At 63.8% G+C, this 11,165-nt stretch carries 14 protein-coding genes; 3 read left to right on the plus strand and 11 right to left on the minus strand.

Going from position 1 to position 11,165, the window contains the following annotated elements; translation table 11 throughout:
• Positions 1 to 6: 6 nt before the first annotated feature.
• The 5 genes from LSO07_RS23625 to flgB are packed head-to-tail and all read right to left on the minus strand — an operon-like array spanning position 7 to position 3,979.
• Positions 7 to 750 (minus strand): flagellar basal body rod protein FlgF, encoded by a 744-nt coding sequence (locus LSO07_RS23625; protein WP_070253727.1) that lies wholly within the window; start codon positions 748 to 750, stop codon positions 7 to 9.
• A gap of 60 nt (positions 751 to 810) precedes the next feature.
• Positions 811 to 2,358: a flagellar hook protein FlgE gene (locus LSO07_RS23630; RefSeq protein ID WP_151096713.1), complete on the minus strand. Its 1,548-nt coding sequence runs from the start codon at positions 2,356 to 2,358 to the stop codon at positions 811 to 813.
• A 53-nt stretch (positions 2,359 to 2,411) separates the two neighbouring features.
• Entirely contained in the window at positions 2,412 to 3,107 is a 696-nt protein-coding gene (locus LSO07_RS23635; RefSeq protein ID WP_151096714.1) for a flagellar hook assembly protein FlgD, read from the minus strand.
• Positions 3,108 to 3,122: 15 nt separating this feature from the next.
• Positions 3,123 to 3,524, minus strand: coding sequence for a flagellar basal body rod protein FlgC (flgC, locus tag LSO07_RS23640; RefSeq protein WP_034754081.1), 402 nt, complete (start codon positions 3,522 to 3,524; stop codon positions 3,123 to 3,125).
• A 2-nt stretch (positions 3,525 to 3,526) separates the two neighbouring features.
• Entirely contained in the window at positions 3,527 to 3,979 is a 453-nt protein-coding gene (gene flgB / locus LSO07_RS23645) for a flagellar basal body rod protein FlgB (RefSeq protein ID WP_034754084.1), read from the minus strand.
• Between the two features lie 191 nt (positions 3,980 to 4,170).
• Here flgB and flgA point away from each other — a divergent pair, with 191 nt between their 5' ends.
• The 3 genes from flgA to LSO07_RS23660 all read left to right on the plus strand — a co-directional run bounded on the left by flgA (position 4,171) and on the right by LSO07_RS23660 (position 5,762).
• Positions 4,171 to 4,866 carry a flagellar basal body P-ring formation chaperone FlgA gene (gene flgA, locus LSO07_RS23650; RefSeq protein WP_151096716.1) on the plus strand — a complete coding sequence of 232 codons (696 nt, stop codon included), beginning with the start codon at positions 4,171 to 4,173 and terminating at the stop codon, positions 4,864 to 4,866.
• Positions 4,867 to 4,977: 111 nt separating this feature from the next.
• Positions 4,978 to 5,286 carry a flagellar biosynthesis anti-sigma factor FlgM gene (gene flgM / locus LSO07_RS23655; protein WP_034787161.1) on the plus strand — a complete coding sequence of 103 codons (309 nt, stop codon included), beginning with the start codon at positions 4,978 to 4,980 and terminating at the stop codon, positions 5,284 to 5,286.
• Between the two features lie 8 nt (positions 5,287 to 5,294).
• Entirely contained in the window at positions 5,295 to 5,762 is a 468-nt protein-coding gene (locus LSO07_RS23660) for a flagella synthesis protein FlgN (RefSeq protein ID WP_034787165.1), read from the plus strand.
• A gap of 48 nt (positions 5,763 to 5,810) precedes the next feature.
• Here the strand turns inward: LSO07_RS23660 and LSO07_RS23665 are convergent, their stop codons facing one another.
• The 6 genes from LSO07_RS23665 to LSO07_RS23690 form a co-directional block, all read right to left on the minus strand.
• Positions 5,811 to 6,665 (minus strand): hypothetical protein, encoded by an 855-nt coding sequence (locus tag LSO07_RS23665; protein WP_151096717.1) that lies wholly within the window; start codon positions 6,663 to 6,665, stop codon positions 5,811 to 5,813.
• A gap of 72 nt (positions 6,666 to 6,737) precedes the next feature.
• Positions 6,738 to 7,100, minus strand: a complete 363-nt coding sequence (locus LSO07_RS23670; RefSeq protein ID WP_151096718.1) for a translation initiation factor Sui1 — start codon at positions 7,098 to 7,100, stop codon at positions 6,738 to 6,740.
• A 94-nt stretch (positions 7,101 to 7,194) separates the two neighbouring features.
• Positions 7,195 to 8,805, minus strand: coding sequence for an S-layer protein (locus LSO07_RS23675; RefSeq protein WP_225317405.1), 1,611 nt, complete (start codon positions 8,803 to 8,805; stop codon positions 7,195 to 7,197).
• Between the two features lie 98 nt (positions 8,806 to 8,903).
• Positions 8,904 to 9,674 carry a flagellar motor protein MotD gene (gene motD / locus LSO07_RS23680; protein WP_151097926.1) on the minus strand — a complete coding sequence of 257 codons (771 nt, stop codon included), beginning with the start codon at positions 9,672 to 9,674 and terminating at the stop codon, positions 8,904 to 8,906.
• A 5-nt stretch (positions 9,675 to 9,679) separates the two neighbouring features.
• Positions 9,680 to 10,426 (minus strand): flagellar motor protein, encoded by a 747-nt coding sequence (locus LSO07_RS23685; protein ID WP_151096720.1) that lies wholly within the window; start codon positions 10,424 to 10,426, stop codon positions 9,680 to 9,682.
• Positions 10,408 to 11,139 (minus strand): RNA polymerase sigma factor FliA, encoded by a 732-nt coding sequence (locus tag LSO07_RS23690; protein ID WP_010400804.1) that lies wholly within the window; start codon positions 11,137 to 11,139, stop codon positions 10,408 to 10,410. The genes LSO07_RS23685 and LSO07_RS23690 overlap by 19 nt, the downstream gene beginning before the upstream one ends.
• Positions 11,140 to 11,165: the final 26 nt, after the last annotated feature.

Raw genomic sequence — 11,165 nt, forward strand, 5'->3', positions numbered from 1 at the left:
CCCCCGTCAATTCAAAGCGAGGATCTGGGTGGCTTTCGCCGCGTTATTCTCGGCATTCTTCAACAAGCTCATTTGCGTTTCGAACTGGCGCGCCAGGGCGATCATGCTGACCATGGAGTCGACGGGGCTGACATTGCTGCCTTCCAGCGCGCCCGTGGTCAATTTGACGGCCTGGTCGGCTTGCGCCACCGTGCCATCCTTCAGGCGGAACAGGCCGTCATCGCCGCGCACCAGTTGCTGCTCGGGCGGATTGACCAGTTTGATGCGTCCCAGCACCGTCGACGGGCCTGGCGGCACGTCGGTGGAAATCGTGCCCACCGTGCCATCGCTGGCGATGGCCACCGTCACGCCGGGCGGAATCGCCATGGGGCCCGTATCGCCCTGCACCATCAGCCCGCCCTGCGTTTGCAGCATGCCGTTTTCATTGAGTTTCAAGGCGCCGTTGCGCGTGTAGGCTTCGGAACCGTCGGCCGACTGCACCGCGATCCAGCCGCCGTTTTCCACGGCCACGTCGAGCGCGCGGCCCGTGTGCTGCATCGGACCTTGCGTGAAATCGGAACCGACCGTCGAATCGACGACAAAGGCGCGCGTCGGCATCATGCCGTCGGCCACCACGGGCACGGCGCGGAACGAGTCGAGCTGGGCGCGGAAACCCGTGCTGGTGGCGTTCGCCAGGTTATTCGCCGTAGTCGCCTGCTTGTCCAGGATGTGCTTGGCGCCCGAGCCGGCGGTGTAGATGAGACGGTCCATGTGTTTTCTCCGTGCAAAACGAAAGCCGGGAGCAGTCCGAAAGAACCGCTCCCCTTACTCTTAACGCAGGTTGACGAGGGTCTGCAAAACGGAATCCTGCGTCTTGATGGTCTGCGCATTTGCCTGGTAGGCGCGCTGGGCCGTGATCATGTTGACCAGTTCCGCCGTCAAGTCGACGTTCGACACTTCCACGGCCGAGGCGCGCAAGTTGCCCAGGTTGCCCGTCTTGGGCTCGCCCGTGACGGGCTTGCCCGAGGCCGAACTTTCCACCCAGGCGTTGTTGCCCAGCGGCTCCAGACCGTTCGGGTTGACAAAGTTGCTCAACACCACCTGGCCCAGGCTGCGCGTCTTGCCATTGTTGTACTGGCCCTGGATGACGCCGTCGTCGCCGACGATGAATTGACTCAGCTGGCCCGCCTTGTAGCCGTCCGCTTCCGTTTTCTTTTCCGCCGTGGCGCTGCCCAGCTGGGTCGACTTGGTGAAGTCAACCTGGACCGACAGGGTCGCATTCGCGCCCGTGGCCGGGAAGATCGGCAGGTTGACGGTGACAGGCAAGGTTTGCGGCGGCGTCAGGGCCAGCATGGCGGCCCGGTCCAGGCTGCCGACGGTGTTGAAGACCAGCGAACCGGTCTTGACGGCTGGCACATTGGTGACGGCGCGGATGGCAGCGTCGATCTGGTCGGGCGTGCGGCTCGAATTGACGCCATTCGGCACGGCACTGCCGTAGGTGGCGGCGATGGCGGCCAGTTGCGCCGGCGTGGCGCCTGCGGCGGCGGCGGCCGCCGAGACGGCGGCACCGACCGCATTGCCATAGGCGACGGCGGCCGTCGTCACGTTGGCCGGCACCAGCGGCACGGCCGTGGCGGCAGCCTGGTAGGCGGCGCGCGCGGCCAGCGAGGCCGGGTCCGTCTGCAGGGCGGCGGCGGCCTTCATGCTGGTCACTTCCGTGCCGTCAACGGCCGAGTAGACATCCCAGGTGTTGGTGCCCGTCTTGACGTAGAAATTCGACATGATGTGGGAATTGCCCAGCGAATCGAAGACTTCGACGGGAAACTGCTTGCTGAACGATGTGTCGTCCCCTGTCTTGAACGGCACCGTGGTCGGCATGGCCGTATTCGAATTGAGGTTGACTTCCGTGCTGACCTTGGTCGTTGCCTGGGGCTTCATGTCCGACTGGTCGATTTGCAGGGGCACGACGGCGCCGGCAACGATCTTGCCGTTGACGTCAGCCGCATAACCGGTCAGCTGCGCCAGCTGGGCGTTGACGATGAAGCCGCTCTTGTCGACCTGGAACTGGCCATTGCGCGAGTACTGGATGGCGCCGTTGACGCTGGTACGGAAGAAGCCGCCGCCATTGATGGCGATATCGAGGGGATTCGACGACGATTCCAGGTTACCCTGGTTGAATTGCTGGGCGATTTGCGAGACCGACACGCCGATCCCCGCCTGGTTGCCGCCCACGCCGTACAGCGAGTTGGCATAAATGTCGGCGAACTGGGCCTGCGACTGCTTGAAACCCACGGTCGACGAGTTGGCGATGTTGTTGCCGATGACGTCCAGCGATTTGGCGGCGCCATTCAAGCCGCTCAGGCCTTGTTGGAAAGACATTGTGTTCTCCTGGTAGAAATTAGGGGTAGAGGGTCACGCTAAGGGGAAGCGGCTTACAGAATCTGTTTCACGTCGGCCATGGTGATGCTGCCCACGCCCGGGACATTCAATTTCACGCCATTCGCGCCCGTCGACACGCTGGCGACCGAACCGAACATCAGCGCCGTTGCATCCTTGAGCTTGGTACCGCCGCGCGTGGCTTCCACCGTGAAGGTATAGGCGCCATCGGCCAGCACGACCGGCTTGCCATCCTTGTCGAGATCGGCGGTGGAACCGTTCCAGCCCAGCGGCAAGGTGCCCGCCGCCTGTGCGCCCAGGTCGATGGAATGGACTTCCTTGCCATCCTTGTAGATGACGACCTTGACCTTGTCGGCTGGCGTGGCCAGGTCCACGCCCAGCAGCGCGGCGCTCTTGCTCAGGTTGATGTCCTTGCCCGCCGTCAACACGCCATGGCCGATGATGTTGGCCGCCTGCATCGATTCGGCTTGCTGATAGCTGGCCTTCAGGCTTTCCACGGTGGTATTGAGCTTGTTGACACCGGTCACCGTCGACAGCTGGGCCAGCTGACTGGTCAGCTGTGCATTGTCCAGCGGATTCATCGGATCCTGGTTTTTCAGCTGGGTAACCAGCAGGGTGAGGAATTTGTTTGTTTCCGCTTCGACACTGCCTGGCTCGGCCGTACTCTTCTTCGGATTCATCGTCGCCATCAGGTCGGTGACTTTGGAGGTGCTGGTATCGATGGTTGCCATAATGATCAGTCAGCCTTATTGGCCAATGGTGAGGGTTTTCAGGAGCAGCGACTTGGCCGCGTTCATGGTTTCCACGTTGGTCTGGTACGAGCGCGAAGCCGACAGCATGTTGACCATCTCGTCGACCGTATTCACGTTCGGCATGGTGACGTAGCCCTTCTCGTCGGCCAGCGGGTTCTTCGGGTCGTAGACCAGCTTCATCGGCGACGGGTCTTCGATCACCTTCTGCACCTTGACGGCCGTGGCGCCATTGGCCATGGGCACGGCTTCGAACACCACCTGCTTGGCGCGGTAGGCTTCGCCCGTGGCGCTGGTGGCGCTGTCGGCATTGGCCAGGTTGCTGGCCACCGTGTTCAGGCGCTGCGCCTGGGCGCTCATGGCCGAACCGGAAACATTGAAGATATTAAATAGCGACATGATTATTGTCCTCCCTGGATGGCCGTCAGCATGCCCTTGATCTGCGAGTTAAGGAACGTCACGGCCGCCTCGTAGCGGATGGCATTGTCGGCAAAGGCGTTGCGCTCGAGATCCATGTCCACCGTATTGCCATCGACGGCGCCCTGGGCCGGCGCGCGGTACAGCAGCGGCGTGCCGTCGGCCAGGGTCTCGACCTTGCCGCCGCCGGCTGCGCCCGCAGCCGCGGCCACGCCCTTGCCCGGCATATGCTGCGGTGCCGTGCCCTTCAGGGCCGGCGGCACGCCATCCTTGCGCGCCATCGCGCCCTTCAGCGCGGCGGCGAAATCGACATCGCGCGCCTTGTAGTTGGGCGTGTCGGCATTGGCGATATTCGAGGCGAGCAATTCCTGGCGCGTCGAGCGCAGGCTCAGCGCCGTCTCGTTGAAGCGCATGTAATCGTCGAGTTTCCCTATCATGTCAGGCTCCGGAAAGATCTGCCACTGGCGCCCGAGATGGCGGAAGGATGGCGGATTAGTGATGACAGGAAACATAGTACGGCGCCCACCAGCAAGACCATCGCCGGATCAGACCGTACTTTTACCCCTTAATCGGGGCTTCGAACGGGGCCGCGCGCACTATCATGGCACTATTCCAGAGGCCTATCACCATGAAAACAACGCTTGCTTTCCTCTTCGCTCTTGCCTCCCTGCCACTGCTGGCCCAGGCGCAAAACGCCGGCCGCCAGACGCCGGAAGCGCTGCGCAACAGCGTGGAACAATTCCTGCAAGTGCAAAGCAACGGCTTGCCCGGCAAGGTGACGGTGACCGTCGGCGCCGTCGATCCGCGCCTGAACCTGGCCGCCTGCCCCGCGCCGCAAGCATTCATGGCGCCGGGCGCGCGCGCCTGGGGCAAGACCACCGTCGGCGTGCGCTGCACGGCGCCAAGCAACTGGACCATCTATCTGCAAGCGAACGTGGCCGTCGTCGGCGACTACGTGGCCAGCGCCGTGCCGCTGGCGCAAGGGCAAGCCATCGACGCCAGCCAGCTGGTAACGATGCAGGGCGACCTGGCCGCATTGCCGGCAGGCATCGCCACGGACATGGCCCAGGTGGTGGGCGCCAGCACGAATATTTCCTTGCCACCCGGCACGCCGATGCGCCTCGACACCCTGCGCCGCAAGCCGGTGGTGATGCAAGGCCAGCTGGTACGCGTCGTTTCCAGTGGCAATGGTTTCCAGGTGGCATCAGAAGGGCGCGCCATCGGCAGCGCCGGCGATGGCCAGACGGTGCAGGTACGCACGCAGAGCGGCCAGCAGATCAGCGGCGTGGCGCGCGCAGGCGGCTTGGTGGAGGTCGCCTTTTAAACACGGATGGACAGCGATATTGTGGTCTGGCGCACTAAAGTTTCGGGAGAAGGTGCCGATAATGACACATATCCCGGAGTTTTTTGACTTCGACCAGACGAGGATCACGCTGTGAAAATTACCGACAACACCATTAAAAGCAATCCCGGCCTGCCGGTGGCGCCCGCGAGTACCTCCGGCGCCCGGAATGCCGAGAAAGCCCAGGCAACACCGACAACGTCGGACAATGTACGCCTGTCGCCGCAAGGACAGGCATTAGCGGCCAGTGCAACTGCCGGCAGCGGCGCCGTGTTCGACACGAAAAAAGTCGAACGCATCAAGCTGGCGATCGCCGACGGCCAGTTCCAGGTCAACTCAGAAAAAGTGGCGGACGGTCTCCTCGACACGGTCAAGGACTTGCTGCACTCACGAAATAGATAGGTTCCCTCATGCAATCAGTGACTCCGTTTTCCAGCCTGCGCGACGAGCAACAGCTCATGACCACATTGCTGGCATTGATGAAAGAAGAACAGCGGCATCTGGTTGCGGCTGACATCGATGCAATCACGGAGCTCACGGTGCGCAAGACGGCACTCGTAGGACAATTGAGCCAGCTGGCGGCGCAACGCCACCAGGCGCTGGCGGCGGCCGGTTTCATGGCGGCCGAAGCGGGCATGGAAGACTGGCTGGTGGGTGCCGGCGAAGCGGAAGCGGCGCCCCTGTGGAAAGCCCTGCTCGAGACGACGCGCGAAGCCAAGGAACAAAACCGCCTGAACAGCCTGCTCGTCAACAAGCATATGGTACATACGCAAGGCGCCCTGAACGCCATGCGCCCCCCGGCCCAGAGCGGCAATTTCTACGGCCCCAGCGGCCAACCGACGACAAACACGGCCAGCCGGCGCGTCGTCATCGGCTAATCCCCCTTAGTTAACAGCAACCCGGCAAGGAGCAGCGGCCTTGCCAGCTCAACCGTGCGCGGGACGCCCCGCATGCTGGCGGTATTTCGCCACGATGGCTTGCGCCCTGGCGCTGGCCGCGGCTTGCTGCTCCGGCGTCAGCTCCGCCTGCAGCCAGTGCCAGTACTCATCCTGATACGGATTGGTGACGCCGGGCGCGAGGATATCGTCGTAGACCTGGCGCAGGGCCAGCAGGTAGCCATACGCTTGCGGCGCATCCTTCCGCACCACCTCGCCATCGCGCAAGTACGCCATCATCAGGGTAGCCACGCTGGTCAGTTCAGCCTCGTCCGCCTGCGCCGTCAACTGGGCGATGGCTTGCCGTTTCCATGCCTGCACCAGCGGATCGTCGGGACGGTTGCGCAGCGCGCTGCGGTCGCCGAACGGACCTTCCGACAGGAACAGGGTGGCCGCGCCCGGCACGCCCGCCTTGGCGGCGGTGGCCAGGTAGCCGAGCCGGTCCTCGCGCTGGCGCTGTGTCAGGCCCGCGCACAGCTGCTGCTGGGCGGCTTTTTCTTCCACCGTCATCTCGCGGCCCAGCTCGAATTCCATGCCCGGCAAGCGCCCTTCCTGCTGGAAGACGATGCAGTCGTCGATCAGGCTGAACGCCGCATACGCGTCTTCCGCCCTGCCGCTGGCGGCCAGGCGCGCAAGCTGCTGTGCCAGGGTCACGGGAACGGGCGCGGCATCGGCGACGGGGGCGGCGTCGATATTCAGATACGACGCCAGGCTGCGTCCCGCCGGCGCGCTGGCTGCAGCCGCATCCGCTTGCGGCGCGCTGGCGTCGGGTGCGGGCCAGTACACGAGCGCCAGTACCGCCGCGATGGCAGCGGCGCCGGCGATGCCGGTCAGTTTGCTATTCATGATGAGGTGGCGCATAAAAGGAAATGCACGTTACCACAGGCCTGCGGCAGCGGGCCGCACGCCTCCGCACGCTCAGCCGCCAGCCTTTTTCGGCTGGTGGCCCAGCCTGGTCAGCGCGGCCAGGATGGCGTCGACATGGTCGCCCTGCACCTCGATCACGCCATCCTTGACCGTGCCGCCCGAGCCGCACTGCGTGCGCAACTGCTTGCCCAGCAGGGCCAGCGCCATGGCGTCCAGCGGCAAACCCTTGACCACGGTGACGCTCTTGCCGCCACGGCCCTTGGTCTGGCGCGACACGCGCACCACGCCATCGCCCGCAGGCGCCGCCTTGGCCTGCGCCTTGCATGCGCATTGCGCCAGCGGCTGGCGACAGGCGGGACACATGCGGCCCGTTTCGGTGGAATAGACGAGACCGCCCTGGGAGCTGCTTTTCATGATGGGGAGATAAAAAGGGAGAAGGCGCGATTGTACCAAGTGGAAGCGGGATCAAGCCCGGCGCGCCCCATCCGGTGGCGCGCCGTGCAGCGTATTAACGCAAGGTGACGAATACGGGATTCGAATAGAACCACAGGCTGCGGTAATTGCGGTCGTTGATGTCATTGAAACGCTGGGTGCTGTCCGTCGTGCCCGTTCGCTGGTCGGCCAGCGGCTCGCCAGCCTGCGTCAGGCCGGCGACATCGGTACCCAGATTGGTGCCGCGCAAACGGAAATACTGGTTCTTCGTCGCCGTCGTTTCGTAGCTTACGCTGTAGTAGCCGTCGGCCCCGACTTTCCAGTCCGCGCTGGTGAAGCGCTTGAGCACCCGCGTGCTGGCATTGGCGGCAACGTTGTAGGCCGGCGTACCCGCCGCCGCCTTCGCGCCCACATCGCCGACGATCAGGTCGACATGGTCGACAACGGGCTTGACGCCGGCGGCCACGCCGCTATCGACGGGCTTTTCGTAGTTGTTTTTGGCCGGGCTCCTGAAGCGGATGGTAATGGTGACTTTATCGCCGTTGCCGACCTTCAGCTCCCCGCCCATCTCCTTGCGGTCGTCCTTGCTGGCCAGGTTGAAGTCCAGCGCGTTGATCAGATCGCCGTAAGTCGAGAACATCTTGCCCGAACGCAAACCGGCCAGCAAGTCTTTCGCCAGCGGCGCACCTTGCGCGCTGTTGAACACATAGTTCTTCGCATACTCTCCGGGGAAATAGCCGCTGCTGTTGCCGCCGACGATCTTGAAGTGGGTATCCGAATCGGTCAGGTTCCAGATGCGGCGCCCCTCGCCCAGGAGCGCATCCCATGGCCCGCCCAGCTTGGCCACCACGTAATCGACGCCCCCATACACGCGCAGCAGCGCATTGTCGTCCGTATAGGCGGCCGTGTAGCCGCCGCGGTCCGGTTCCATCTGGTTGCCGACCATGCCTTCGATGGCGAACATGATGTTGGGGGCGGCATCGTTAAAGGCGCGCAAGTCGGCGATGCTGTAACTGCCCTTGTTGCGCGATGGATGGTTGATGACGGCGTAGCTGGTCTCCGGATAGTTCTGCTTGAGCCAGTTGATGGCTTGCAGCGCATCGGCTGCCGTCTTGTTATAGCGGGTTTCTCCATGTTTGGCTTTCCATGCTGCAACATCGGCAGCGTCGAACATGCTGGCGTCGCGCGTGGTAAACAGGTACTCGAACTCCTTCATGCCCCGGGTGCTGGCACTGAGCTTGTCCGCGCCCTCGAACAGGCCGATGCCGATGTGATCGTGGGTCGGCATGTCCCACTCGAAGCCGGAAAAGACCAGTTTGTCGGCATAGGTGCCGCCCGCCTGCAGCGCCTGCACGCGTGGAATTTCATAGCGCTCAGCACCGATGGACATCGGGATGGGCGTCGGCAGCGGCGCGCCCAGTGCGTCGCGCGTGGAGACGCGCAAATGGTTGGACAGCGCCATCCAGTCGAGGCCGTAGCTGCCGAACGCCTTGACCAGCACCTTGTCCAGCGTCTGGCTGACATCCGCATCGGCCGATTGCGTGGTGTGGGTATGCAGGTCGCCGGCGATCCAGCGGCCAGTCGGGACCGGTGGCACGCTGCTGGACGGGTCGCTATCGCCGCCGCAAGCGGCGACGCTCAACAGGATGGCGATAGCCGAAGGAAGCAACATTCTGGAGTAAGACATGGGATAGACCTGGAGGCTGAAAAGAAGTGCGACAGCCTAGCATTCCAGTATGACCACCGAATGACATGCGCCTGACCTTAGCGGCCCGAAAGACCCGTCTAGTTGGCCACCGGTGCCGTCGGCACTTCCGTCACCGTTTCGGGGATGCCCGACAAAATCGTCACGGCGACCCGGCGGTTGCGCGCGCGCCCTTCCGCCGTTTCGTTCGGCGCCACGGGGATATTGTCGGCGTGGCCGACGGCCGTCAGGCGCGACGCCTTGACGCCGCTGGCGATGAACAGGCGCACCACGGCGCTGGCGCGCGCGGCCGACAATTCCCAGTTCGAGGCAAAGTTGGAATTACTGATCGGCTGCACGTCCGTATGCCCTTCCACCTGCACGTCGTGCGTATCGTCCTTGAGCAGCACGGCGACGGCGCGCAGGGCCTGGTCCGATTCCACCGTCAGGCGCGCCGCGCCCGGGTCGAACAGCACGCTGGCATTGATTTCCACGCTCACGCCGCGGCTCGTCTGCGTGACCCGCACCTTGCCTTCCTTCACCAGCGGCGCCAGGGTGGAGGTCAGGTCCTGCGCCAGGCGCGTCATGTGTTCGCGCTCGCGGCGGATGGCTTCCGTGCGGCGTTTCAGGGCCGGGTTCGGCAGCGGAATGGCCTGCGGCGCCTCCATGATGATGGGCGGCGCGCCCTTTTCCAGGCTGAAGGCCTGGCCGATGGCATTCTGGAAGACGCGGTATTTGCCTTCGTTGACTTGCGAAATCGCGTACATGACAACGAAGAAGGCGAACAGCAGGGTGATGAAGTCGGCGTACGAGATCAGCCAGCGGTCCTGGTTGTCCGGTTCCTCGTCATACTTCCTGCGCGCGCGCCGCATCATGGTCAGTGCTCGTGCAGCAGGCTGGAAACGCGCTCTTCGATGATGCGCGTATGGTCGCCCGTGGCGATGTCGTACAGCACGGCGGCCGTGATTTCGTATTGCAGCACGCGGCGCGAGACGATGGCCTTGAGTTTATTCGCCACCGGCAGGAACAGCAGGTTGGCCAGGCCGACGCCATAAATCGTCGAGACAAACGCCACGGCAATGCCGCCGCCCAGCTTGCTCGGATCGGTGAGGTTTTCCATCACGTGGATCAGGCCCAGCACGGCGCCCAGGATGCCGATGGTGGGCGAATAACCGGCCGCCGATTCCCACACCTTGACGGCCTGGCGCTCGGCCATTTCATAGGCGGAGATTTCCACGTCGAGCAGCTGGCGCAGCTTGTCGGGCGCGATGCCGTCGACGATCATCCTCAAGCCCTTGGCGTTGAAGCGGTCGGCCGTGTTTTCCATCAGGCGCTCGAGCGCCAGCGGGCCGTCGCGCCGCGCCGTCAGGCTCCACTGCCCGATGTCGCGCGCCAGCGCGGCACGCGTGTCGGGCGGCGGCAAAAACACCCAGCGCAGCATTTCCAGGCCGCGCACGAAGGTGCGCAGCCGCGTTTGCAGCAGCACGGCGCCGAAGGTGCCGATGACAACGATGGCAAAGGCGGCCGGCTGCAGCAGGGAGGCCATCTTGCCGCCTTCCAGTGCCTGGCCGACCAAAAGGCCCGCCAGCGCCAGCGCCAGCCCGATTACGCTGGACCAGTCCACGCCTGCTCCCTCAAGGTTGCGCGCAGGCGCGCGACGGCCTGGGTATGCAGCTGCGAGACGCGCGATTCCGACACGCCCATCACCGCGCCGATCTCCTTCAGGTTCAGCTCTTCTTCGTAATACAGGCCCATGAGTATTTTCTCGCGTGGTGGCAGCGCGTCGATGGCATCGATCACGGATTGCCGGAAATCGGTATCTAGCAGGGAGCGCAAGGGGTCGCTGTCTTCGTCCACGCAGTGGCGGTCGAGGAAGCTGTCATTGCCGTCCGGGTCATGAAAGTCTTCGTAGTACACGAGCTGGTGGCCGCCGCCGTCGCCCAGCATTTCCTGGTAGTCGGCCAGCGACATCTTCAGCAGCTTTGCCACTTCCGACTCCGTCGGCGGATGGCCGAGGCGCTGCTGCAAGGTACTCATCGCCTCCTCGATCTTGCGCATGTTCTGGCGCATGCTGCGCGGCAGCCAGTCGCTGGTGCGCAATTCGTCGAGCATGGCGCCGCGGATGCGCAGCACGGCATACGTCTCGAACTGCGCGCCATGCGTCTCTTCATAGCGGCTAATGGCATCGAGCAGGCCGATCATGCCGGCCTGGATCAGGTCATCGACCTCGACCGAAGGCGGCAATTTCGCCTTCATATGGTGCGCCAGACGCTTCACCAGCGGAATGTGCTCCGTCAGCAAATAGTCCTTGTTCGATTTCCCTTTGACCGTGTACATAGGCTGCTTATTGTTTTCTCATCTTA

It is taken from the genome of Janthinobacterium sp. PLB04, from assembly GCF_021165895.1.
Classification (GTDB): Bacteria; Pseudomonadota; Gammaproteobacteria; order Burkholderiales; family Burkholderiaceae_D; genus Janthinobacterium; species Janthinobacterium lividum.